The 24,681-nt window shown below is 61.3% G+C and carries 24 protein-coding genes; 16 read left to right on the top strand and 8 right to left on the bottom strand.

What is annotated here, in order from left to right:
- Positions 1–57: 57 nt before the first annotated feature.
- Positions 58–534, bottom strand: coding sequence for a flavin reductase family protein (locus VMA09_05565; GenBank protein ID HUA33052.1), 477 nt, complete (start codon positions 532–534; stop codon positions 58–60).
- A 98-nt stretch (positions 535–632) separates the two neighbouring features.
- On the opposite strand from VMA09_05565, the gene VMA09_05560 reads away from it, so the two are divergent.
- Both VMA09_05560 and VMA09_05555 read left to right on the top strand, forming a co-directional pair.
- On the top strand, positions 633–968 hold the full coding sequence (locus tag VMA09_05560) for a gamma-butyrobetaine hydroxylase-like domain-containing protein (GenBank protein HUA33051.1): 336 nt from the start codon (positions 633–635) through the stop codon (positions 966–968).
- Positions 969–978: 10 nt separating this feature from the next.
- On the top strand, positions 979–1,551 hold the full coding sequence (locus tag VMA09_05555) for a hypothetical protein (GenBank protein ID HUA33050.1): 573 nt from the start codon (positions 979–981) through the stop codon (positions 1,549–1,551).
- Between the two features lie 9 nt (positions 1,552–1,560).
- Here the strand turns inward: VMA09_05555 and VMA09_05550 are convergent, their stop codons facing one another.
- Positions 1,561–4,878 (bottom strand): MMPL family transporter, encoded by a 3,318-nt coding sequence (locus VMA09_05550; GenBank protein ID HUA33049.1) that lies wholly within the window; start codon positions 4,876–4,878, stop codon positions 1,561–1,563.
- Positions 4,879–5,053: 175 nt separating this feature from the next.
- On the opposite strand from VMA09_05550, the gene moaA reads away from it, so the two are divergent.
- The 3 genes from moaA to VMA09_05535 all read left to right on the top strand — a co-directional run bounded on the left by moaA (position 5,054) and on the right by VMA09_05535 (position 8,009).
- A complete protein-coding gene (gene moaA, locus VMA09_05545) occupies positions 5,054–6,049 on the top strand; it encodes a GTP 3',8-cyclase MoaA (protein ID HUA33048.1) in 996 nt (331 codons plus the stop codon).
- Between the two features lie 584 nt (positions 6,050–6,633).
- Positions 6,634–7,521 carry a class I SAM-dependent methyltransferase gene (locus VMA09_05540; protein HUA33047.1) on the top strand — a complete coding sequence of 296 codons (888 nt, stop codon included), beginning with the start codon at positions 6,634–6,636 and terminating at the stop codon, positions 7,519–7,521.
- 23 nt (positions 7,522–7,544) lie between these two features.
- Positions 7,545–8,009 (top strand): phage tail protein, encoded by a 465-nt coding sequence (locus tag VMA09_05535; protein HUA33046.1) that lies wholly within the window; start codon positions 7,545–7,547, stop codon positions 8,007–8,009.
- Positions 8,010–8,027: 18 nt separating this feature from the next.
- Here VMA09_05535 and VMA09_05530 read toward each other — a convergent pair whose 3' ends face one another.
- The gene (locus VMA09_05530) at positions 8,028–8,753 is read right to left on the bottom strand and encodes a hypothetical protein (protein HUA33045.1); all 726 of its coding nucleotides are present in this window, start codon (positions 8,751–8,753) and stop codon (positions 8,028–8,030) included.
- Positions 8,754–8,858: 105 nt separating this feature from the next.
- Positions 8,859–9,389 (bottom strand): ferritin-like domain-containing protein, encoded by a 531-nt coding sequence (locus VMA09_05525; GenBank protein ID HUA33044.1) that lies wholly within the window; start codon positions 9,387–9,389, stop codon positions 8,859–8,861.
- 336 nt (positions 9,390–9,725) lie between these two features.
- On the opposite strand from VMA09_05525, the gene VMA09_05520 reads away from it, so the two are divergent.
- The 6 genes from VMA09_05520 to VMA09_05495 all read left to right on the top strand — a co-directional run bounded on the left by VMA09_05520 (position 9,726) and on the right by VMA09_05495 (position 14,288).
- Positions 9,726–10,025, top strand: coding sequence for a DUF2934 domain-containing protein (locus tag VMA09_05520; protein ID HUA33043.1), 300 nt, complete (start codon positions 9,726–9,728; stop codon positions 10,023–10,025).
- Positions 10,026–10,058: 33 nt separating this feature from the next.
- The gene (locus VMA09_05515; GenBank protein HUA33042.1) at positions 10,059–10,409 is read left to right on the top strand and encodes a hypothetical protein; all 351 of its coding nucleotides are present in this window, start codon (positions 10,059–10,061) and stop codon (positions 10,407–10,409) included.
- A gap of 458 nt (positions 10,410–10,867) precedes the next feature.
- Entirely contained in the window at positions 10,868–11,242 is a 375-nt protein-coding gene (locus VMA09_05510) for a BON domain-containing protein (protein ID HUA33041.1), read from the top strand.
- An 11-nt stretch (positions 11,243–11,253) separates the two neighbouring features.
- On the top strand, positions 11,254–11,802 hold the full coding sequence (locus VMA09_05505) for a hypothetical protein (GenBank protein HUA33040.1): 549 nt from the start codon (positions 11,254–11,256) through the stop codon (positions 11,800–11,802).
- Between the two features lie 150 nt (positions 11,803–11,952).
- Positions 11,953–13,116, top strand: a complete 1,164-nt coding sequence (locus VMA09_05500; protein ID HUA33039.1) for a serine hydrolase domain-containing protein — start codon at positions 11,953–11,955, stop codon at positions 13,114–13,116.
- 11 nt (positions 13,117–13,127) lie between these two features.
- Positions 13,128–14,288, top strand: coding sequence for a serine hydrolase domain-containing protein (locus VMA09_05495; GenBank protein ID HUA33038.1), 1,161 nt, complete (start codon positions 13,128–13,130; stop codon positions 14,286–14,288).
- Between the two features lie 12 nt (positions 14,289–14,300).
- Here the strand turns inward: VMA09_05495 and VMA09_05490 are convergent, their stop codons facing one another.
- Together VMA09_05490 and VMA09_05485 are read right to left on the bottom strand one after the other, a co-directional pair.
- Positions 14,301–15,095 carry a hypothetical protein gene (locus VMA09_05490; protein HUA33037.1) on the bottom strand — a complete coding sequence of 265 codons (795 nt, stop codon included), beginning with the start codon at positions 15,093–15,095 and terminating at the stop codon, positions 14,301–14,303.
- A 187-nt stretch (positions 15,096–15,282) separates the two neighbouring features.
- Positions 15,283–15,576, bottom strand: a complete 294-nt coding sequence (locus tag VMA09_05485) for a hypothetical protein (protein ID HUA33036.1) — start codon at positions 15,574–15,576, stop codon at positions 15,283–15,285.
- A gap of 127 nt (positions 15,577–15,703) precedes the next feature.
- Here VMA09_05485 and glgX point away from each other — a divergent pair, with 127 nt between their 5' ends.
- Complete coding sequence (gene glgX / locus VMA09_05480; GenBank protein ID HUA33035.1) at positions 15,704–17,848, top strand: glycogen debranching protein GlgX; 2,145 nt, start codon at positions 15,704–15,706, stop codon at positions 17,846–17,848.
- A 15-nt stretch (positions 17,849–17,863) separates the two neighbouring features.
- Here the strand turns inward: glgX and VMA09_05475 are convergent, their stop codons facing one another.
- Positions 17,864–18,625 carry an alpha/beta fold hydrolase gene (locus tag VMA09_05475; GenBank protein HUA33034.1) on the bottom strand — a complete coding sequence of 254 codons (762 nt, stop codon included), beginning with the start codon at positions 18,623–18,625 and terminating at the stop codon, positions 17,864–17,866.
- Between the two features lie 72 nt (positions 18,626–18,697).
- On the bottom strand, positions 18,698–20,980 hold the full coding sequence (locus VMA09_05470; protein HUA33033.1) for an aconitate hydratase: 2,283 nt from the start codon (positions 20,978–20,980) through the stop codon (positions 18,698–18,700).
- Between the two features lie 86 nt (positions 20,981–21,066).
- Here VMA09_05470 and VMA09_05465 point away from each other — a divergent pair, with 86 nt between their 5' ends.
- The 4 genes from VMA09_05465 (at position 21,067) to VMA09_05450 (ending at position 24,628) form a co-directional block, all read left to right on the top strand.
- On the top strand, positions 21,067–21,960 hold the full coding sequence (locus tag VMA09_05465) for a LysR family transcriptional regulator (protein ID HUA33032.1): 894 nt from the start codon (positions 21,067–21,069) through the stop codon (positions 21,958–21,960).
- 76 nt (positions 21,961–22,036) lie between these two features.
- A complete protein-coding gene (locus VMA09_05460) occupies positions 22,037–22,300 on the top strand; it encodes a YtcA family lipoprotein (protein ID HUA33031.1) in 264 nt (87 codons plus the stop codon).
- A gap of 6 nt (positions 22,301–22,306) precedes the next feature.
- Positions 22,307–23,332, top strand: a complete 1,026-nt coding sequence (locus VMA09_05455) for an HlyD family efflux transporter periplasmic adaptor subunit (GenBank protein ID HUA33030.1) — start codon at positions 22,307–22,309, stop codon at positions 23,330–23,332.
- Between the two features lie 138 nt (positions 23,333–23,470).
- Positions 23,471–24,628: a hypothetical protein gene (locus VMA09_05450; protein ID HUA33029.1), complete on the top strand. Its 1,158-nt coding sequence runs from the start codon at positions 23,471–23,473 to the stop codon at positions 24,626–24,628.
- The last annotated feature ends 53 nt before the right edge of the window (positions 24,629–24,681 follow it).

Raw genomic sequence — 24,681 nt, 5'->3', positions numbered from 1 at the left:
AAGCGCGTGGCGAGGCGCCGAGCGCCCCGCCACGATGCGAACGATTAATGCTGCGGCTCAGCCGCCGTAGTTCCAGCCGGTTTCCTTCATCGTGAGCGCGTCGGCGTCCTTCTTGACGTGCGCCTCGGTCACCTTGCCGACGACGACGCTGTGATCGCCGAGTTCATAGAAGCCGACAACATCGCATTCCACGGAGGCCGGCGCGTCGCTGATGAGCGGCGTGCCGTTGGCGCCGTTCTCGAACGCGAAGTCGCCGAATTTGCCGTCCTTGGGTTCGACGTGGCGGAAGAACGCACCCGCGATTGCCTTCTGTCCGGAAGCAAGCATCGAGATCGAGAACTTTTTCGAATCTTTCACCATCGCGTGCGAGCCGGAATCCTTCTTGATGCCGACCACCACCAGCGGCGGATTGAAGCTCGCTTGCGTCACCCAGTTTACGGTCGCGGCCGTTGCGGTGCCGCCATGCGCGGCGCCCAGCACGAAGAGTCCGTAGGGGATCATCAGCAGCGCCTGTTTCTTTGCTTTTTCATCCATGAACGAGAACCTCCATCCTTCGACTGATTTGGATTGGGACCGGTGCAAAAAAAGTATCTCCCACGCGAAGGGCCGCGGGGCTATAATCAACATCTCCCATGGCCCTTATCAAATCAAAATCGCCAAAGATCAAGGGGCTCAACGAAGTCGGCCGCTACGCTATCGGCGTGCAGTGGATCGACGGCCACGACAGTATCTACCCGCTCGAGAACCTGCGCCGCGGATGCCCGTGCGATGCGTGCCGCGGCCGCATCGAGGGCGAGATTCCGCCGGCCAGCCAGCGGGTTCGACAATTGTCGCGGCTCGGCGAGGCGTCGGTGTTCATCGGCTGGGTCGATGGTCACGAGACGATCCTTACGATGAGCCAGCTGCGCGCGCTATGCCGATGCGCCTATTGCGTCGGCGAGCCCGAGCGGCCGGTCACCGGAGGCTGAGCAAGCAATCATGCATCGCTCGAAATTGATCGCCACGATATGCGGTTGCGTGATCGCGCTGGCGCTCTGCGCATCGTCGTTTGCAGCGGGTGCCGGGGGCGGCGGAGGAGTTGGCGGAGTCGGCGGCATCGGGGGCTTCGGTGGCGCGCATGGTGGCGGCATGATGGGGATTCCGGGGGGAGCGCCTGGAACCGGCAATGTTGCTCCACCGACTATCATGAACCCCTACCTTTACGATCGGCACTTCAGGGAGCTGAAGCTCGCGGGCCAAGTGCCGGCGGTGCCTGACAAGCTGCCGAGCGGTGCGCGGATCGTGCAGCTCAGGATGGACGGAAAGATCATTCCGATGGCCTTGGACACGGAACTCGGTTCAAGCGAGCTCGAGTTCGAACCGGGAGAGCGCTACGCCGAGGAGCTCTACACCGCAGTACTCACCAAGAGCGTCGCGGTGGTGGGCGACTCCGCGCTGCGTGAGCGTATTATCCAGGCGGCGGGAAGTTCGCAGCCCATCGAAGTGGAGGGCAAGGTGTTCAACTCCACGACCCCGTACTTCGTCGTGACCTCGGTCGAAGCGGCGAAGTAGTTCGGCGCCTCAGTTGGTTTTTGAATGCTTGGTGATTGTGCCGCGGCCGGTTGAACCGCTGTTGAGCTCGGTCAGGTTCTCGCGCGCGGTCTTGAGATTCGGATCGTAGTCGAGCGCGGTCTGGAAGGCCTCGGCCGCTTCGTCATAGCGATCGAGATCGTTCAGCGCCATGCCCTTGGCATTGTAAAGATGCGCGTTGCGATGGTCGTGCTGGAGACCGGCGTTGGCGGCCTCCAGCGCGCGCTCCGGATCGCCGACGCGCAGGTAGATATCGGCCAGTTCCTGGTAATTCGCCGCCGATGGATTCAGCGTCACCGCGCGCCGGTACATATCGACCGCGGTTGGTCCGTCGCGAAGCGCACCGTAGCAGAAACCCAGATCGACATAGGCGCCGTCGTTATCCGGATCCAATCGAACGGCGCGATGCAGCAGGTCGACCGCGTTGTAGATGAGCTTTGAGTTCATCGGATTCGATTCGCCCGCGCGGCGAATCTGCGCTTCGGCCTGGGTGACCAGCTGATTGGACGCGGTGCGATCTTCGGGCGTCGCGGCATAGGCCTGGCGCGCGCCCAGCGCGATCGCAATCGCACAAATTGTCAACATCCCGCTCGCCGCGCGACGGCGCTCGGCCTTGGGTTTCGTGCTGGAGCCTGCGCCCGCGGTTTTCATTTGGCTGCCAATCAACTCGAAGATCGCGGGCAGCACAACCACAGTCGCGATGAGAATCAGCGCCACGCCGAGGCTCAGCACCCAGCCGAGGCTCGAGATACCGCGATGGGTCGCGGAAATCAGCGCCGCGAAACCAGCGATCGTCGTCAGCGAAGCGATACACACCGATTTGCCGACCGAACGAGTGAGAATCAAGGCCGATTTGTCACGCTCCTCGCGCCAGCGATAAATCATGTTCACGCCATTATCGACTCCGGTACCGATGATAATAGGCACGGCAAACAGGTTGGCAAGATTGAAATCCCAGCGCATCCAGCCCATCGCTTCCAGCAGCCAGGCGCCGCCGAACAGCAGCGGCACGGTCGCGAGCGCGGTATCGCGCAGACTGCGGAAATCGGCGAACACGAACAGGAACACCGCGATGAGCGCAAACACCGCGGCGCGCTCGTAGCCGCGGCGCATCACCGAGGCGATCGACCAGGTCTGGATCGGCGGCCCCGTGACGTCCGGATCCACGGTGCGGAGCGCCGTCACGAATCGCGCGAGGGGAGCATCGTCCCAGATGTCGCCGCGCGGATAGACCTGCACCAGGTACGTGCCGGCGCGGCCGACGAAGCGATCGTGAATCAAGTGCGGCAGATTGGCGGCGGTGACTTCGCCCGGCGCGAGGTTGCGCCTGAATTCATCGAGCTTGCTCGAGAGCGCGCTCGCCATTCGCGCCTCGTACGCGTCGAAGGCCTTGGGATTCGCGGCGAGCCGCGCGATCGCTCGGGCCAGCAGCGAATCGGTCGTTGCAAGCTGGCCCGAGGGATCCTGATCGCGCGCGCCACCGAGCTTGAACCGCAGCGACTTCAGCTCCGCGAGCAAAGTGGCGGAATCATCCCGATGCGCGAGCGGCTGGACTGCAACACCCTCGATCGCCGGACGCAGGCCCGCCAGCGCCGCGCGCTTGGCCGCCTGATCGTCGGGGATATAGGTCGCGATCGTCTCGGCGTCCGAAACTTCGGGCAGCTTCTGAAAGGCCGCTGCGCGCCGCTCGGCCTCAGCCTGGTCGGGTGCCAGCGACACCGCGAACCATGAAGAACGCCCCGAGTCCTTGAGCAGCTTGTTCTCGAAGATTACGGCCTCGCTGCGTTCGGCCTGAAGCTTCAGCAGGTTCTGATCGAACCTGACCCGCGGCAGTCCCGCGGCGAGCGCCACCGTCACGCCAATCGCGCCCGCCACGATAACTTTCGGCCGCGAGTAGAGGCGCTTTAGGCGTGGCTCGCGCCGGGTCAGGCGAATTACTTGCGCGCGCGGCCGGCGGTTGGCATCGCGAATCGCGACCAGCGCCGGGAAGACGAACATTGCGGAGACCAGGCACAGGAACAGTCCCGCCGCCGAGACGAGGCCCAGTTCGGCGATACCGCGGAAGTCGGTGAAGCTCGGCATCAGGAAGGCCAGCGCCATGATGCAGGCCGAGGCGACCACGCCGGCCCCGGTGTTGACCACCGACAGCTCGACGCCGTCGCGCATCGCACGCCCGCTCGCGCGCGCCTCGTCGTAACGCGCCATCAGGTGAATCGGAAAGTTGATTCCGATTCCCGCCAGCACACTGGTGAAGACCGCGGAGAGCAGGTTCAGATGACCGACGAACAAGGTCGTGAAGCCGAAGGACCATGCGACCCCCACCAGCAGCGCCGCGAGCGCGAAGATCGGCTCGACGATTCCGCCGAAAGGGATCACGACCAGCAGCACGTTAGCGACGATCGCGATGGTCGAGGCCAGCGCCACGTCATGCGCGGTCGAGCTTTCCTCGGCCCGCGCGAGGGCCGGGCTGCCAGTCATTCCGGCTTCGACGTCGGGGAACGCAGCGCGCGTCTCATCGAGCGCGTGCTGGATCGCGTCAACTGGGTCGGGGCCGTTGGGCGCGCCGTCGCCCTGCGCGATATCCATCAACAGGTACTTGCCGTTGTCGGAGGCGAGATAGCCGTCGCGCAGCGCGCCGCTCTGCTGGCCCGCGCCGGTCAGGCGATCCCACGGCAGCGGCGCATGCGCCGGATCCTGCGCCAGCATTCCTTTCAGAACGTCATCGATAAAGCCGAGATCGAGATTGCTCTCGGTGCTGCTGCTCGATGACGGGCTGCCGAGCAGCCCCGACATCATCCGCGAGGTCATCGCGCGATTGGTTTCGTCGTTGACGATGGCGAAGAACGTCGCGAGGCTAGGGTCGGCGGTGTATCGCGCGAGCAGGGCGCGATTGTCACCAAGCCGCGTGGAGAGTTCCTTGATCTCGGGCAAGCTCAGGTAGAGCAGGGCGTGTCCATCGAAGAGTGCGGGATCGATACGATAGAAAACGCTCTTCACATTCGCCTTGTCGGGCGTGAGCTTCGCCGCGAGCGCGTCGGCGAACTGCTCGGCGCGAGCTGGATCGGGATCGGCGCGCACGACGACGATCAGCCCGTCGAGGTCGGGAAACTCATCGGTATAACGATGATAGTTGTGGGAGTCGCGGCCGGTGCCGGTTACGAGATCGTCCTGGCCGGTGCGGAACTCGAGATGCTGCTGGGTGTAGAAGATCGAGACCGCGGCAATGAGTGCGCATATCGCGAGCACGGCCCACGGATATTGGATATCGAGCCGCGCAATTGCGCGGAAGAAGCGATAACGGATGCTCAACCCCTCTCTCCAGGTGCGCGCCGGGCGGCGTTGCCGGATGCGCCGTCTCACGCGGCACGGCTGCCGAAGCATCCGTTCGCGCAAATCAGCCTTGGAGATTAACAGCTTCGTAAAATAGAGCGAAGCTGCGCCACGTTGATTGTCTCGTTAAGCGCTACACGTTTAGTATTGGGGAGTGCCGCGCGACTCCTTCAACCGCGAAATCGACTACCTGCGGATCTCGGTAACCGATCGCTGCAACTTTCGATGCGTCTACTGCATGCCGCTTGACGGCCTGCGTTTCCTGCCCAACAGCGAGCTGTTGACGCCGGCCGAGATCGAAACCGTGGTTCGCGCCGCAGTCGGAATCGGATTCGGCAAGTTCCGCTTCACCGGCGGTGAGCCGACGTTGCGGCTCGATTTGCCGGAGATCATTGCTCGCGCATCGCGGGTGCCGGGCGTCGGACCGCTCGCGCTGACTACCAACGCGATGCTCCTTGAGGAACTGGCGAAGCCGCTCAAAGAGGCCGGGCTCTCGCGCATCAACGTTCATCTCGACAGCCTTAAGCCGGCGACGCTCGAAAAGCAGATGCGCTGGGCGAACTTCGATCGCGTATGGCGCGGGATCATGGCGGCGGAAGAGGCGGGACTCAGGCCGATCAAGCTCAACGCCGTGGTGACCGCCGGATACAACGAGGACGAAGTCGTCGAGCTGGCGCGGCTCACGCTCGAGCGCGATTGGCATGTGCGCTTCATCGAGCTGATGCCGCTGGGCGGCGGTGAATGCGCGCGGCTGTCGGTCAAGCGTTACGTTTCGAATATCGAGACGCGGCGGCGAATCGAGGCCGAGCTCGGCGCGCTCACGCAGTTGCCGACCGACAATCCCGCCGACGAGGCTGTCAACTTCAGGCTCGCGGGCGCGCGCGGCGTGGTCGGATTCATCAGCCCGGTAAGCGAACCCTACTGCGGCACCTGCAATCGCATGCGGCTCACCGCGGACGGCAAGTTCCATCTCTGCCTGCTCAACGACGACGAGATGGATGTCCGCAAAGCGCTGCGCTCGGGTGCGTCTAACTCGGAGCAGCAAATCGCGGAAATCCTGCTGCGCGCGGTCCAGCACAAGCCCACCGGCCATCACCTGCTCGAAGGCCGCTCGACCCGCGAGCGCTCGATGTACCAGATCGGCGGATAGCTATCGGACCAGGTACGGCTCCGCGAACTTTCAATCCTACGATCCACAGAGCGGCGCGCGGACTGCGACTTAAGCCAGCCGTTCTTGCCAAGATCGAGCTTCGCAACGGGTACATCGATACGGTTTGAGCGATAGCAGAAAACGATTCGACCGGGCTGGCCGATAGTAAATCCGTCGCGTTCGCTCTATTTGCTGGGGCGAACTCGAGCGTATTTCCGCCTTGAATCCCCGGCGTCGATTTGCCGGGTACCGGACCAGAGAGATCGAACTGATACTGTGCAATGCGCGCCCGCCGGGAGATCGGCAATCGCGAGGCCAAACAATATAGCCCGATACCACTTCACGATCTCAGTATAACGCTTGCGCGCGGACTGAGGTTAATGGGTAATCGCGGCCTGCTAATGGCTCATAACGATCGATCAGGATCTGCCTGTGTTGCGGCGAGGAACATAAAAATTCCACCCTCTCGCGCTAATTGCACTAACTAGGGCGTGTGAGTACATATTCTTCGGCGAAAAGTCGTGCCGAGCATAGACGCTCACAGCGATTGTCCAATCTGCGACGCCCTTGGAGTTCTCAAAGTGGTGTACCGCTTCGAAGACGCATCTTGTTTCGTAGTCGCATGCGACAACTGCAGAACGGAGACTATACTACCTCATCCCGGCACAAACCAACTGCACGACTTCTACACCGACTACTACAATACAGAAACTCCTGAAACCAACATGCCGCTTCTGATCGAAAGGTCGGCGCGACTGTTTGAAGACCTGCGTGAAGCCATGACGCTGGCCGATCTGACGGCACTCCCCTATCTGGAAGTGGGATTTGGCAACGGCGCGAGTCTCCTGGCGGCGGCTCAAGCCGGGATGGAGGCTGTCGGAATCGATGTAGACCAGTCGAAAGTTCGCGAAGTCGCCAATCGAGCGTCCAGGCTCGGGTTGAAGATCGATTTGAAGTGCGGCGATCTGAACGATGAAGTCGAACTGGAGGGCAGGTTTTCACTGATCAAGGCCTCTCAGGTAATCGAACACTTGCTCGATCCCGTTGGATTCGTAAGAACGCTGATTCGAGTCCTGGCGCCGCGCGGATATCTATACCTGGAATGTCCAAATAACACGGCGGCGTTTCTGCGCGTCAAGAATCTGCTCCGCAGGCAGTTCAAGCGAATGAATTTCTACAACTCGCTTAAAATAGGCGAACACTTGTGGGGTTTCGGCAAGCCGGGCCTGTGTGAACTCCTGCGGCGGCTCGATTTGGACATTATTTCCTGTCGCTCGTACCCCATCCGACATCGATACCTGCAACCGGAGAATCTTGTCTGGTATCCCTCGTTTGCGATGGGAGTTCGCCAGTCAATGGCCTACCGTCGAGCATATCCGCTACTGAAGGCCTCTATTGCAGTCTTCGATCGTTTTGCGTACTTGAGTGCCGACCAGGGAATGGGGCTCAGGGTTCTCGCTCGTAAAAACTAATCCCGAACTCTCGGAGGCGGGCAATGCCTGACGACGGATCGCAGCAATCGAAAACGATATGGCCAATGCCGAAGTTCTACTTCGAAGTGAAGTGGGATTCGATCGCGACGGCGTTCCAGGAAGTTTCTGGCCTGGACGCGGAAACGCAACCCATCGAATATCGCGCGGGCGGCACGCCCGCTTTCTCGACCGTCAAAATGCCCGGCATTAAGAAGTACGGCAATGTCACGCTTAAAAAGGGCCTTTTCAAATCGGACAGCGACTTCTGGGACTGGTACAACCAGATCAAAACGAATGTACCGGATAGAAAAACGGTCACTATCAGTCTGCTCGATGAAGCGGGTAAGCCGACGATGGTCTGGACGCTCGCGAATGCCTATCCCACCAAAATTACCGGCACTGACTTGAAGTCCGGAGGCAACGAAGTGGCGATCGAGGCGATGGAGCTCGCCCACGAAGGAATCAGCATCGTCGATCCGGACAAATAGTCTCGGCCGCGAGCCGCCTCACCTGGGCGCGGACGATGGATCGGGGACGCGATGAAAGTCGGCGTGCCAGGTACGGAGGCTCTCGAAACCCGAGCCCAGCACGAGTTGCTGACGAGCGGTCACTGACACCGTGTTAGTATCCTTGAGAGTTGCGATCTCCTCGTCGGTGAGGGTCTGGTGGAATGGTATCGGGACGACCCATAGCATCAGCTCGACACCTTTGAGCGGTACGAACGTGCGAGCGTGAATCTGCGTCGGAGTCACCGCATAGACCTTGCTTTCGATCCGGGCTTCATCAACCTTCAGCACGGTCAATCCAAGACCGTAATTCAGCGCGATGTCCTTTAGCCAACCATTCTTGCCGAGGTTCAGTGTGGCTACGGGAACATCGATGCGGTTTGGGCGGTAGCAAAAGACGATTCGTCCCGGCTGGCCGATAGTGAATCCGTCGCGCGAGTTGACTACTGAATCGAAGCCATCAGGGGTGCCTTCCCAGCATCCGACGAAGGCGGACGGTATCTCGATGTTGGTTAGAGGCGCCGGGGCTGGAGGCAGCTTCGCGCCCTGCGCCGGGGCGAGCTCGAGGATATTTCCGCCTTGTCCTGCTGGCGGCCGTTCGAGCGTATTTCCGCCTTGAAAACCCGGCAGCGCGGGACTCGGTGCTGGTCGCGGGACATCGTACTGGTATTGTGCAGCCGCCCCGATTGGAACGAACGCAAGCGCTAGCGCGGAGAATATAGCCAAACACCCCTTCACGGTTCCTGGCAGTATAGCGTTTGCAGAGGACCGAAAGTTACCGCGAGAATCGCTCCGGCACGGCTCAAGATATCGAACCGTGCCGGCCTCGCCTCAGCTCATTTTTGCGAGCAGATTCTTCAGATCGTCGGCGTGCTCCTCTTCGACCTTCAGGATCTCCTCGATCAGTTTTCTGGTTGTTGGATCGTCGGAGCCGAGCCAGCGGACGATTGAGGAATACGATTCGATCGCAATGCGCTCGGCGTAAAGGTCTTCTTTCAGCATCGAAACTAAATCGTCGCCTTCCTGGTATTCGGAATGACTCCTGGTAGCAAGGCCCTCGGGATTAAAATCCGGTTCGCCGTTCAACTGAGTAATGCGAGTGGCTACCCAGTCCGCATGCTGCTCTTCCTCAGTCGCGTGCTGTTGAAATTCAGTTTTCACGGCCTCGGCGTTGATTCCCTCGGCCATATAGTAGTGACGCTTGTAGCGAAGTGCGCACACCATCTCCGTCGCCAGGACTTCGTTCAGGACTTTGATCACCGCCTTGCGATCGGCTTTGTAGCCCGCGGTGACCGCGCCCTGCTCCATGTGGTTGCGCGCACGCTCTTTGATCTTCTTCAAGTCTGCGACAAACTCGCCCATTGCTCTGCTCCCTGAGTCTCAATTTGAAGGTTCGAGGTGAATATAAATATTGAATCAACCCGGCGAGGTGAGGTCCAATTTTTCATCAAGCTGAGGGGACCAAGTTGGTAGCGGCGGTCGGCTTTTGCAGGCAACACTTACATTACGAGCAGCCTTGAATTTTGAATCTGCGAGCGCCGCCCGAGCGATATTTTTAGGGAGTATTTACACAATTCTCCTTTTCCGCCGATGGACGGAACGCATTTTGCGCAATAAAGCTCGTCAAATCAGTGAACTCGCATGACGATTCGATGGCACATTGCGTGCTGCAATTCACTCAATGGAGGCTCTACCGCGATGAGTGATTTCGCCCAGCGCATTCGTGAACGCGCTTATCAGATTTGGCAAAGCAAAGGCTGTCCCGACGGCGAGGCCGAGCAGCACTGGTGTCAGGCGGAGCGTGAACTTTCCACTTCGAATGATGAGGAGTTGCGCGGCGCGCATGACTACGAACGCAATCTTCAAAAATTTGAGCGCAACGGCCACGCAGGCTCTGCCGCTCAGGAAGCGAAACGTGCGGTCGAAGGCCCGGAAGGCCAATCGCTTCGTGAGGCCGAGGAAAAAGGGAAACAGAGGAGCAAGGGCGAAGATCTGTAACCTTTGACCCAATCGCGTTTGGAGAACCTACACGTGAATCGCAGCATCTTCATCTCCATATTATTTAGCGCGGCAGCGCTCTGCTTGATCGCGTGCCAACAGCCATCGGCCGTCGTCACGCATAAACTCGTTGCGACTGGAAATCAGCATACCGTTCCGCTGTATCCCGACGAGCAGACCTACCTGCACGTCTCTCATGAAAAGCAGTCGGGTGGCGTGGAGGGAATGGTCGGCGACGTCAAGCAGCAGTTTCAGGCTCGCGAAATCGATGACCAGACACAGGTCAGCGTAATGTCCAGCGACGACAATGGATCGGTCGTCCAGGTGATCGACGGTCCAATGAAAGGCGCGAGTGGTTTCGTTGCCAAGCAGAACGTTGACTAGTCGCCATTAGTCGCTTCGGCCATCGAAACGACTCTGTCTCTCCGCGCCCGGATTTCGAAAGCAATCCGGGCGCGTTGTTTTGTATGTACTTGGCATTCTACAGGATAATTCAAGAGTGTTTTTCCTTCAGGCTGATGTTATCCAGGCGCCTATCGGATGGATAAAAATTACTTGCTGTCATCAGGCAGTCCGCAAAGTCCAAGACGATATCAATACCTCAGTAGCTTCAAATAACGCTTACTTAGCCGACATTTTAAAAACACGCGACTTGCACTGCGCACTGGATGCGCAATGGCACAGCGGTTGCTGATTAATCTGTCAGCGCTCAGGAGCGCGGAAATCAAATCGGAGGACGGCCAATTATGCGTTACGCAATTGCATGGCTATTGGGAGTGCCGATATCGGTGCTCGTCGTCATATATCTCTTCACCCACGTGCTGTAATACGAGGTATTTCCCTTGAAACGCATTGCACTGAGTTTACTATTGTCGTCCGCCTTGGTGGGTTTTGGCGGCTTTGCGATCGCGCAAGAGGCTGCGCCCGACAATACCGCGGTAAACGCGCGTGACAAGCTCGCTGGCGCTGTAACACCCGATCAGCAGTCGAACTCGCCCAATGACCTGCAGCTCACCAGTGAGATCCGCCGGGCGGTCGTGAAAGACGATTCGCTTTCGACGCTGGCGCACAACGTCAAGATCATTACCGCCAACGGCAGCGTCACACTGCGAGGCCCGGTGCAGAACGAGGCTGAAAAGACCTCGATCGCAGACAAGGCCAAGGCGCTCGCCGGCCCAGATAAAGTCAACGACGAGCTCGAAGTAAAAGCTCAATAACAGGAGAGGTCATGGCAATCAAAGCAGTATTCGGTATCGCGAAGACTGAGACGCAGGCGATCCAGATCGCCGATGGTCTCAAAGCCGCGGGCTTCAGCGAGAATGATATTTCAGTCCTTCTGCCCGATAAGCAGGGAACTCGCGACTTTGCTCACGAGCAGCATACCAAGGCGCCCGAAGGCGCGACCGCTGGAGCGGGAACGGGAGCAATCCTGGGCGGCGCGCTCGGATGGATGGTCGGTATCGGAGCACTGGCTATTCCGGGGCTTGGCCCATTTATCGCCGCGGGTCCGATCATGGCGGCACTCGCCGGTGCGGCCGGCGGCGCTGCGGCCGGTGGCGTGACCGGCGCCCTTATCGGCTTCGGTATCCCCGAGTACGAAGCCAAGCGCTACGAGGGCAAGGTCGCCAGCGGTAACATCCTGCTGTCGGTCCATACCGAGGACGGCAAGGAGCGCGATCGCGCCAAGAAGATTTTCGAGGCGCTCGGCGCCGAGGACATTTCGTACACCGGCGAAGCGTCGGTGCCCAAGGAAAATAAAGCGCCTGCCCACCACTAACCGCCTGACGAGCGGGTGAGATCGCCACGATTTCGCCCGCTCCCTTCCAATCTCTTTGCGGTCATCTTCAATCGATCGCCCAGTTTGGTCGCTCTCTTCACGGCGTGGTATGAGATGCGCTGCGGCGACTCTGGCCGAGGAGAGTTTGATATGGCGATTCAGATTGACGGTTCGTGCGATCCCAGGTTCAATCGCGTCAAGGATGCGTTTGCGCAGAATTTCGAACGCGGCGTTGAGGTTGGCGCCGCGGTGGCGATCACAATCGACGGCAAGCCGGTCGTTGATATCTGGGCTGGTCATGCCGACAAGGCCCGCACGCGGCCGTGGACTCGCGATACACTGGTTAATTGCTATTCGACGACCAAGGGCGTGACGGCAATTTGCGCTCATCGCCTGGCTGGCGAGGGCAAGCTCGATATCGATGCGCCTGTCGCGAAATACTGGCCGGAATTCGCGCAAGCCGGAAAGGCGAAGCTGCCGGTGCGCTATCTGCTCAGCCATCGCGCCGGACTCGCAGCTGTCAGCAAGCCGCTCCGCCCCGACGATATCTACAACTGGGATACGATGTGCACCGCGCTCGCCGAGCAGGAGCCGTGGTGGGAGCCGGGAGCAAAGCACGGTTACCATGCGCTCACATTTGGATGGCTCGTCGGCGAAGTGATCCGGCGTATCTCGGGCAAGACGCCGGGACGCTTTCTGCACGATGAGCTGGCGGGTCCGCTCGGACTCGATCTGCATATCGGCCTCGATGCGAAGGACGATGCGCGTACTGCCGACATGATTCCGTCGCCGCCGCTGCCGCCGGGCGCGCCGAACCTGTTTGCCGAGATCGCGAAGAATCCCGAAGGCGTGATGGCGAAGGCATTCGCGAATCCGCCGGTGCTCTCGATGCCGGGACTCGACAACACGCGTGGTTGGCGCGGCGCGGAGATCCCCGCCGCCAATGGTCACTTCACCGCGCGCGGACTGGCGCGCCTTTACGGTGCGCTCGCGCGCGGCGGCGAGCTCGACGGCGTACGGGTCGTGGCGCAGAAGCAGATCGCGCATTGCTCGGAAGAACAGTCCCTCGGTCCCGACGCGGTGATCATGGGAATCTCGACCAGGTTCTCGCTGGGCTTCATGATGTCGCAGCCGTCCGCCGCGTTCGGTCCCAATCCCAAAGCGTTCGGCCATCCTGGCGCGGGCGGTTCGGTCGGCTTCGCTGATCCAGAGGCGAAGGTCGGATTCGGCTACACGATGAACCAGATGCAGATGGGCCTGCTGGTCGATCCGCGCGCGACTGCGCTGATGGACGCGTTCTACGCGTCGCTCTGAGTGAGATTGCGATGAACGTGAAGAGCGAAGGCAGTTGCGATCCGCGCTTCAAGCGCGTCAAGGAAGTCTTCGAGTCAAACTTCGCCGCCGGACTCGAGGTTGGCGCCGCAGTGGCCGCGACCGTCGATGGCAAGTCCGTCGTCGATCTGTGGGCTGGGCATGCTGACCAAGCCCGCACGCGTCCCTGGCAGCGCGATACGCTGGTCAACGTCTACTCGACGACCAAGGGTATCACCGCGATCCTGGCGCATCGCCTCGTCGATCAGGGCCGGCTCGATCTCGACGCGCCGGTAGCGAGTTACTGGCCTGAGTTTGCGGCAGCGGGAAAGGCGAAAATTCCTGTTAACTATTTGTTGAGCCATCGCGCCGGCATGGCCGCCGTGCGCAAGCAGCTTCCGCCCGACGGGTACTTCAACTGGACGCTGATGTGCGATGCGCTCGCCGCCCAGGAGCCCTGGTGGGAGCCCGGCACGAAGCACGGCTACCATGCGCTCACCTTCGGGCATCTAGTCGGCGAGGTGATTCGGCGCATCACGGGCAAGACGCCAGGCACTTATCTGCGTGAGGAAATCACCGGGCCGCATGAGCTGGATATTCATATCGGCGTCGGCGCGAGTTTCGATTCGCGAATCGCGGACCTTGTTGCGGCGGCGCCTCCGCCAGCGGGTGCCCCCGACCCGATGGCGCAGATGGCGAGCGATCCCGAATCGGTCAGCTACAAGGCGATTGCCAATCCCGTGCCGGTGATCGATTCAAAATTGGTGAACAGCCGCGCCTGGCGGGGCGCCGAAATTCCCGCCGCCAATGGTCATGCGACGGCGCGCGATCTCGCGCGCCTCTACGGCGCACTGGCCATGGGCGGCAAGCTCGACGGGCGTCAGGTTCTAACGCCCGCGAGCATCAGGCGTGCGCATACCGAGCAGGCGGTCGGCCTCGACGCGGTCCTCGGGCAGAAAACGCGATGGGGCCTCGGCTTCGCGCTGACGCAGGCCGAAACGCCGCTCGGTCCGAATCCGCATACGTTCGGCCATCCAGGAGCGGGCGGTTCGATCGGCTTTGCAGATCCCGATGCCCACGTCAGCTTCGGCTACGTGATGAATCAAATGGGCGCGAACGCGTTGATCGATACACGCGCTGCTTCACTGTACAACGCACTGTTCGAAGCGCTCTGAGACGCCGCGCGCCTAGAGTTCGTAGAGTTGGTAGAGCGCCGAGCGCAGCTTGAAAAAGTGCGTCATCGACGCGAGGTAGCGCACCCGCCAGACCGGTGAGATCTTGTCGTGCTTCAAATCGAGCTTGAAGCGGCGGCCAATCAGATCGTAGGCGAGCTTGATACGCTCAAAAATGTCATCGCCCGTCCCCGGGCGCGTGTTGCCGACCAGACCGATCGTGCGCATCAGTTCGGCAGGATAGGCAGCCAGCGCGACGAGGCTGTCGGCGAATAGCTCGTCGGGCGCATCGATATGGGCAGACAGGTTTCCTTCCATCAGCGCGACCGTGGTCTGCGTCTCGCCGACCAGCGATCCATGGATGAAGTGGCCGAGCTCATGACCCAGGGTCGCCGCGACTGCGCCAGGATGGTGCGCGGTGTTGAGAAAGATCACGAATTTATCGCCGCTTTTGAGATTGGCGCGGCAAAAAAAGCCCCGCAGCGCCAAACCCGCTCCGCGACGATAGGGCTCGGTGCGGAGCTCGATTTCGCGTGGACCGAAGATGCGCGACATGTGCGAGAGCATCTCAGGACTGTCGTCGAGGCTTTTCCAATCCGTGACGTAGGGACGGAGTTCGTTATTCGCGATGAGCGAAAGCTCGCGCAATAGCGGCCGCGCGGGGAGCCCAGCTGCCGCGAGATAGTTGGCGCTCAGGATCTTCTTGAGGTCAGCGAAATGACTCAGCACTCGCTGCCCCAGCGACTGGAACGGGATGCGGGTTTCGGTGAGCAGGCGCGAGACGAGCGCATCGACCTCGCGCGCGACCATAGCATCCGGGGCGCGACCGGAAAGTCGCCTGCCGATTCGTGGCGATTGGGCGAGGGCGGCACTCATAACATCACCAAGCGCCTTTCGCTGGTCCCGAAGGAACCGCACGTAGCCATCGGGTGGCTACGCTCTGCGCTACTTTAAATTATCTACCGCTAAATTAAGCGAGTTCCAAGCGATAATTCCATCAAATCGTCATGCTAAAAGGCGAAAAGTCCAAGATCGTCGGATGAATTGAAAATTCTGGCTTGCGCTTTGAATGATCGATAGGTTGCGACCCCAGTAGCAGGCCGCGATCTAATCTCCGAGAAAGGGTACGAAATTCGAAAACATTTTGAGCCTGAAATTGCATTTTTCTTCCCAGCGTGAGCGCCAACGTGCGAATTGTTTGTTTTTGCTTACTATTTGTCAAGGCTGCTTGCGTTGCTGGCTCGTAACTCTCCTCCTCGTCAAAGCGTCCCGCCCCCGTTTTTGCATTCAACGGCGTCGGGAAAGGCCATTTCGACCGGGTTGCGGCAAGGCGACGCGATTGTCATTACTGCCTGACGGTCGCTCCCGCACTTCTGTATTATCGAATTAACATCGACTGATTCAGGCGATTCATCATCATGAGCCGACGTGCCAAAGCCACTCCAACGCTAAATGCTTCCACCGGATCGCCGCATCCTCTCGGCGCAACCTTCGACGGCTCGGGCGTCAATTTCGCCCTGTTTACCGAGAGCGCCGCCGGCGTGACGCTATGCCTCTTCGACGGCGAGGGCGGCACCACCGAAGTCGCGCGCGTGCCGCTAATCGAGCGCACCGAGGGCATATGGCACGGCTATATCTCCGGGCTGAAGCCGGGGCAGCGCTACGGCTACCGGGTTGATGGCGCCTACGATCCCAATGCCGGCCTTCGTTTCAATCCGATGAAGCTCCTGCTCGATCCGTATGCCCGCGCGTTCGATCGCCTGCCGCTGCCGTTTGATACGATCTTCGCCTATCGCTTTGGCCACGCCGATCTCGACTTGCGCAAGGATAATCGCAACAGCGCAGCCGTCGCCGCCCGCAGCGTTGTGGTCGATCCGAGCTTCGATTGGGACGGCGACTCTCAGCTCAGGACTCCGTGGACTGACACGATCATCTATGAGGCGCACGTCAAGGGCATGACGGCACGGCATCCCGACGTGCCCGAGAATCTGCGCGGCACTTACGCGGGCCTCGCGTCCGCGCCGGTCATCGCCCATCTCAAGGAGCTCGGCATCACGGCGATTGAGCTTCTGCCGGTATATCAATCGTCGCCGGAGCGCCGTCTGATCGACCACAATCTCGTCAATTACTGGGGCTACAACACGATCGGATTCTTCGCTCCCGACATCCGCTTCGCTGCATCGAAGGAGCTCGGCGGCGCGGTCAACGAGTTTCGCGAGATGGTCAAGGCGTTCCATCGCGCGGGAATCGAGGTCCTGCTCGACGTGGTTTACAATCACACCGCCGAAGGCGGACCGGCGGGGCCGACCTTTTCATTTCGCGGAATCGACAACGCCGCTTATTACCGGCTCGATCCTAACAACAAGCGCGCCAACCTCGACACCACCGGCTGCGGCAACTCGCTCAACATGATGCATCCGCGGGTGCTGCAGTTCGTGCTCGACAGCCTGCGCTATTGGGTCGTCGAGATGCACGTCGATGGATTCCGCTTCGATCTCGCCACGACGCTCGCGCGCACGCGGATCGGTTTCGACGGGCAGTCGCCGTTCTTCTCGGCGCTGATGCAGGACCCGGCGCTGTCCAAGACCAAGCTCATCGCGGAGCCATGGGATATTGGCGACGGCGGTTACCAGGTCGGCGGCTTTCCCGCCAACTGGAAGGAATGGAACGGCAAGTTTCGCGACAAGGCGCGCGACTTCTGGCGCGGCGCCGACGATACGATGGCGGAGTTCGCCTCGCGCTTCACCGGCAGCTCCGATCTCTTTCAATGGAACGGCCGCGCGCCGCAGGCGAGCGTAAACTTCATCACCGCGCACGACGGCTTCACGCTCGCCGACCTCGTCTCCTACAACGAGAAACACAACGAAGCCAATGGCGAGAACAACCAGGACGGCGACAACACCAATCGCTCATGGAATGGCGGCGCCGAAGGTCCCACCGCTGACCCGGTGATCAAGGCGCTGCGCCGCCGCCAGCGCCGCAACTTCATCGCGACTCTGATCATCTCGCAGGGCGTGCCGATGATGCTCGCCGGCGACGAGCTCGGACGCTCGCAGCGCGGCAACAACAACGCGTACTGCCAGGACAACGAGATCGCGTGGCTCGACTGGTCGGCGGCCGATACCGAGTTCCTGGATTTCGTGCGCGCGATGATTCGGCTGCGCAACGAGCATCGCGTCTTTCGCCGGCGCAAGTGGTTTACCGGCCTTGTGCGCGCTGGCAGCAAGCTCAAGGACATCGGATGGTTCCGGCTCGACGGCAACGAGATGACCGTCGGCGATTGGAGCGCGGGCTATGCGAAATCGCTCGCGGTCTTTCTCAACGGCGACGCGCTCGACGAAGTGAAGGGCGATCGGGTGGGCGCCGACGATTCGTACTACGTGATTTTCAACGCCGGCGCGGATGCGCTCGACTTCGTGATGCCGGCACGCATCTGGGCCCGGCGCTGGGTCAAGATCCTCGACACCACCGAGCCGATGCCGCAGGAAACGGATTCATTCACGCCAGGCGGCAAGGTCCACGTCGCGGGACGTTCGATGGTTATCCTGCGGCGCACGGCGTGATTTCGCGAGCGCGGTTCAGCTCGTGACGCGGTCAAGAAACGCGCGCACCGCGGCGTTGAACGCCTCGGGCTGATCGATATTGGCGGCGTGGCCGGCATCGGCCAGCACGACTTTTTCCGCGCCAGGAATTTTCGCCGCCATGTAATCGGCCGAAGGCAGAAACTGCTTGTCATTCGCGCCGACCAGCACCAGCGTCGGCACTTTGATCTCCGGCAGTCCTTCGATGACGCGGCCGTCCTTCTGCGCCAGCATCCCGCGCGCGGCATGCGCGAGCCCTTGCGCGCTTCGATGATGCGCGAGGCGCGCTTCGGAGCCGCCCATCGCGCCTTCGAGGCCCTTGGTCTCGAGCGTGCGCGCCAGCGTGCCGGCCATCGCATTCCATTCGTTGCGCGGCCCGTCCTTTTTGTAGCCGGGTCCCGTGTCGAAGAGCATCAGCGCGGCGCTGCGCTCCGGATGCGCGAGGTGAAAGGCCAGCGACATGAAGCCGCCCAGCGAGAGGCCGCCGATCACGGCGTGCTGCGCACCGCATGCATTGAGAATCGCGGCCATGTCCGCGACGGTCGCCTCGTGCGAGTAGGCCGCGGGATCGGCCGGCGAATCCGAGCGATCGTGACCGCGCATGTCCCACGCGATGATATGAAAGCGATCGGAGAGTGCGCTCAACTGCCCTTCCCACATCCGCGCGCTCGCGCTGTAGCCATGGCTCAGCAGAACCGCGGGCCCGCTGCCGCGCTCCTCGTAGTAGATGCGCACGCCGTCACGATCCAGATAGGCCATGATGCTCCTCCAGCGATATCAGCCGATGACGACGCTATCGCACGAACCTCGCTCGCGGTGCAACGAGCGCTTCTAGCGCTTCGCCGAAGAGGCATGAAACACGTTGAGCGCCGAGCCTGCGCGAAACCATTCGAGCTGCCGCGCGCTGTAAGAATGATCGAGGATCAACGTTTCCGACGTGCCGTGGGCATGTGCGACGCGGCATCGGACTGGCTGGCCCGGCGCCAGGGCGGCGAGTCCGAGGAGGCTTATCCGATCATCTTCGCGAATCCGCTCGTAGTCGGCTGGATCGCGAAACGTCAGCGCGAGGAGGCCCTGCTTCTTTAGATTGGATTCATGAATCCGCGCGAAGCTGCGCGCGATTATCGCGGCGCCGCCGAGAAGCCGCGGCGAAAGCGCGGCATGCTCGCGGCTGCTCCCCTCGCCATAGTTGCGATCGCCGAGCACGACCCACCTGAGTCCGCGCGCCCGATAATCGCGCGCGACCTTCGCGATCTGCTGGCTCCGATCGCCGCTCACGACGTTCGCGGTCTTGCCTGCCTCGCCGGTGAACGCATTGATTGCACCCATGAACATATTGTCACTGAACTTGTCGAGATGGCCGCGATACCTGAGCCATGGTCCGGCCGGAGAAATATGATCGGTGGTGGTCTTGCCGACGGCTTTCAGCAGCACCGGCATATCGACGAAATCGCGGCCGTCCCACGCGGGCCATGGTTCCATCAACTGCAATCGCTCGCTGTGCGGATCGACGATCAATTTTGTCGCCGAGCCGTCCATCGGCGGCGCAACGTAGTCTGCTTGTCCACGCTCGAATCCAGCGGCGGGCACTTCAGGCGCAGACGCGGGCGGCTGGAGCCGAAACGTCGTGCCATCCGGAGCCGTGAGCAAATCAGTGAGCGGATTGAAGGACAGCCGACCCGCGATCGCGAACGCCGTGGCGATCTCGGGACTGGCGATGAAATTCATCGTCGATGATTTGCCATCGTTGCGCCCGGGGAAATTACGATTGTACGAGGTGACGATCGTATTCGGATCGGGGGCGGAATCGCGCCGCCACTGGCCGATACAGGGGCCGCAGGCGTTGGCGAGCACTGCGCCGCCGACGTCTTCGAAGGTCTTGAGCTGGCCGTCGCGCGCGATCGTCGCGCGAATCTGCTCCGAGCCCGGCGTGACCATGAAGGCGGACGCGGCTTTGATTCCATGCGCGCGCGCCTGCGCGCCGATATCGGCGGCGCGGCTCATATCTTCGTACGAAGAATTCGTGCAACTCCCGATAAGCGCCGTCGAGACCCGGTCGCAGAACGAGTTCGCTGGATCGCGGACTTCTTCGGCTAGCTTTGAGATTGGACGCGCGCGATCGGGCGAATGAGGTCCGACGACGTGCGGCTCCAGTTTCGAGAGATCAAGCTCGAGCACGCGATCGTAGTAGCGCTCCGGATGCGCCTCGGCCTCGGCGTCGGGCTCGAGCAGCGTCTGATACCGCCTGATCAAAGGCACGAGGCCGGCGCGCCGCGTCGCGGCGAGATAGGTGCACATCCGCTCGTCGGCCGGGAAGATCGACGTTGTCGCGCCAATCTCCGCGCCCATGTTGGTGATCGTGGCCTTGCCCGTGGCGCTTAACGTGCGCGCTCCAGGGCCGATATATTCGACAATCGCGTTGGTCCCGCCGCTCACTGTCAGTTGGCCTGCAACGTACAAAATGACGTCCTTGGCTGCGGTCCATCCGCTCATCACGCCCGTCAGGTAGATCGCGATGCGCTGGGGATAGAGCACTTCCCACGGCAGGCCGGCGATGACTTCGACCGCATCGGCGCCGCCGACGCCGACCGCGCACGCGCCGAGACCGCCGGAATTGGGCGTGTGTGAATCGGTGCCAAGGATTAGCTCGCCCGGAAACGCATAGTTCTCGAGCACCACCTGGTGGATGATACCGGCGCCCGGCCCCCAGAATCCCGCGCCGAACTTCGCCGCTGCCGAGCGCAGAAAATCGTAGATCTCGCGATTCTCGGCCAGCGAGTCGCGCAGGTCCGAGACGCCGCCGGTGCGCGCCTGGATCAAGTGATCGCAGTGAATCGTCGTCGGCACCGCGACCGTTTCGCGCCGCGTCTGCATGAACTGGAGCAGCCCGGTCTGACCGAGCACATCCTGGAACACAACGCGGTCCGGCCGCAGCATCAGATAGCTCGCGCCAGGCTTCAATTCCTGATGCTCGGGCTCGTCGAGATGTCCAAGCAGGATTTTCTCGGCCAGCGTCAGCGGCCGTGCGAGCCGGCGGCGCACGACTGCGAGATTCTTTGCGATAGTTTCATAAACGCGCGCGGCCATTTCAGGTGTCGATTCGATCGCTGGCATGAGTACTTCCTCCGATAAGAAAATTCTGCGGAGGAACTGCATTGCAAGTAAAATGAATTTATCTCTAATATTAATGCATATTGTTCATGAGAATCGACACGCTCGGACTCGAGGCTTTCGTTGCGATCGCCGATCATGGCGGCTTTCAGAAGGCCGCCGACGTTCTGCACCTCACGCAGACCGCGCTCACGCGCCGCCTGCAGAATCTCGAGAATCTGCTGGGCGTAAAACTGGTCGAGCGCACGACGCGGCGCGTCGCGCTGACCACGCTCGGGCGCGATTTCGTGCCCCAGGCGCGGCGCCTGCTCGCCGATCTCGGCAATGCGCTGACGGAGATTCACAACACCGGCAAGGCGCAGCGCGGCGACGTCGCGATCGCGTGCGTGCCGACGGTGGGCGTGCAATACCTGCCGCGCATCATCCAGGAATACGCGGCGCGCTACCCCGACAACCGCATCAAGATTCTCGACCATGCTTCTTCGGGAGTGGCCGAGGCGGTGCTGCGGCGCGAGGCCGAATTCGGCATCAACATCGGCGGGCCGCATCACGCGGAGTTAACAAGCATCCCACTGCTCGAGGATCGCTTCGTGCTCATTTGCCGCGACGACCATCCGCTCGCAGCGAAGAAGAGCCTGCGCTGGAAGCAACTGGCCGGCTCGCCGCTGATCTTCGCGGGTGACGTGAGCGGTAATCGTCCCCTGCTCGACAGCGCTCTCGGTGCGCAGCACGTGACGCTCGAGGCGCACTACGAGGTGCAGCGCAGCTCGACCGCCGTCGGACTCGTCGCGCAGGGCGTGGCGGCGGCAGTTGTGCCGAGTCTCGCGATTCAGAAAGGCGCCTATCCGCGGATCAAGGTTATCGCGCTCACCGATCCGGTGATCTCGCGAACCCTGGTGCTGGTGGCGCGCAAGACTGCGTATCTCTCGCCCGCGGCGCAGGCACTTTACGAGATGATTCGCCGCCAGGCGAAGCTGGCATGAGTCAGTGCCGGGCGGCACATCGTGTCACACCGCGCGCGTTTCGTGTAAGTAGATGCCCGTGGGTGGACGGCTGCTGATGCGCACTCGGATAGTCCTGCTCCTCGCAGTTTTCGCGACTCTGGTCCTCTGCGCATGCGATCCGATTATCACGATCGCGGGCGCGAATTTCCCGAGCTGGCTCGTATGCATGATCGTCGGCGCGATCGTCACGGCGATCGTGCGGCCGCTGCTCGCGCTTTCACGTCTCGAGCCGTACCTTGGACCGCTCACGATTTTCTATCCCAGCATGATCGCGATGTTCGCGATGATCCTGTGGGTAATTTTCTTCAACCGGGTGTAGCGCGCGATGGCGTTGGACGATCGTCAACTCGCTCGCAATATCGCCGGGAAGATTCTCGCCGCCGCGGTCTATGCGGTGACGATCGCGCTTGCGATTTACGTCACGCACATCTACCTGGCCTTTCCGCAAACTGACGACGCATACGTGCGCGCGAATATCGTCGGCATCGCACCGCACGTGAGCGGGCCGATTGTCGAGTTGCCGGTTCGCGACAACCAGCGCATCAGGAAGGGCGACTTGCTGTTCATCGTCGATCCGCGCCCCTATCAGGCCGAGCTCGATTCCGAGGTCGCCAATGTCGATCTGACTAATTTGCAGATAAGCGCGCTCGACGATTCAATCTCGGCCGCCAAGGCCCGGCAGGCGCAACTCGAAGCCGACAGCGCCTATGATCAGCAATACCTTGCGCGAATCGAGCCGCTTTTGAGCGAGAATTTCGTCACCGCCAACGACGTGTCGAATGCCAAATCAAAGCTCGCCGCCGCGCGCGCCGCCGTCGCCAACGCCAGGAGCGAAGTCTCGCGCGCAACCAACGAGCTCGGCAAGTATGGCGATATCAACGCGCGGCGCAAGGCCGCCGAGGCCGCAGCATACAAGGCGCGCCTGAATGTCGAATATTGCTACGTAAAGGCGCCATACGACGGCTACGTGACCAATCTGAATATCGCGGTCGGCCAGTATGCCAACGAGGGCAAGGAAGTGCTGAGCCTGGTCGACGATCGCAACTGGTACGTGCTGGCGAACTTTCGTGAGACCTTCCTCGCCAATATCCGGCCCGGGATGCGGGCCGAGGTGTTTCTGCTCGGTTATCCGAATGTGCGCTTTCGCGGGCGCGTCGAAGGCGTTGGATGGGCGCTCTTCCAGGACAACGGTGCGACAGTCTCCGGCCTGCCGCGCGTCGAGCCGACGCTCAACTGGGTGCGTCTCGCGCAGCGCTTTCCGGTGCGAGTCACGCTCGAAGATCGCGACGCACGCTATCCGTTTCGCATGGGCGAGACGGCGGTAGTGACCATCAAAGGCTTTCAGCAGTAACGCGTCGGTAACAAAATCACGCTGACAGAAAGTCTGCGGTTACCCCGCCGCATTGCTACGCGATTTTTTAGTCTGGATTTTTTCTGCGCGCGGAAACCAAATCGCGGCGCCGATTGTTCATAGGGCTGGAGGAATCTCATGATCAGCAAAAGAGCCAGCCTTTCGCTGGCGCTTGGGCTACTGGCCGCCGCAGCAATTGCCGCGACGCCTGGCAGCGCACGCGCCCAATTTATCGGACCCCTGACGTCAACTGAGGTCGGTACCACCGTTCCGAGCAACGGTGACGTGAATCCCTACGGGGTCGCGATCGTGCCCACTACGATCGGCAATCTCAAAGCCGGCCACATTCTGGTCAGCAACTTCAATGACGTTGGCAATGCTCAAGGCACCGGCACGACAATTGTCGATATCGACCCCAACAACCCCGCGACGCCTGCCAGCGTTTTCGCGACGGTGACGCTCGGCCGCGGCATGCGATGCCCCGGCGGCGTCGGCCTGACGACCGCGCTCTCGGTGCTCAAATCTGGCTGGGTGATCGTCGGCAGTCTGCCAACCACTGATGGCACGATCTTCACGGCGTCGCCCGGATGTCTAATCGTGCTCAACGCCAAGGGTCAGACGGTGGAAACCTTCGCTGGCGGCGATATCAACGGGCCGTGGGACATGACCGCGCTTGACCAGGGTGGGGTCGCGACGCTGTTCGTATCGAACGTGTTGAATGGCGTGCTGACTACGCTGCCGCCATCCAATGATCCCGAGCCGGTGTTTCCCGTCGTGAACAAGGGGACGGTGGCGCGGTTGACGCTGATTGTGCCGCCGCAGGGATTCGGAATGCCGCGCCTGCTCGCCTCGACGATCATTGGCTCGGGCTTCTCGGAGCAGGGAAGCCTGGCCGCAGTTGTCGTGGGGCCGACCGGCGTTGGCCTCGGAAAAGACGGCACGCTCTATGTGGCTGACAGCGCAGCGAATCGTATCGCGGCGATTCCCGACGCGACGACGCGCTTCAGCACTGCATTTGCCGGAGAAGACGTTTCATCCAACGGCCTGTTGAATACGCCGCTCGGGCTCGCGATCGCGCCCAACGGCGACATCCTCACCGTCAACGCCAACGACGGCAACATGGTCGAGACGACGCCGGCCGGGGCCCAGGTCGCAAGCAATCCGACCAACTATGCGAGCAATATCGATGATGGCGCGGGCGCGCTGTTCGGCCTCGCGGTGCAGCAGGTATCAGCGACCAAGACGATCGTTTACTTCGTCGACGACATCCAGAACGCGCTCTTCGTGCTGAAGTAACTAGCCGTGGAATCGCGCCCCGTCTGCGCTTGCAGGCGGGGCGTTGTTATCGA

This window comes from Candidatus Binataceae bacterium (assembly GCA_035508495.1).
Lineage (GTDB): Bacteria > Desulfobacterota > Binatia > Binatales > Binataceae > JASHPB01.
Note: the sequence above shows the minus strand (reverse complement) of the source record. Positions and strands in the feature narration are given on the sequence as shown.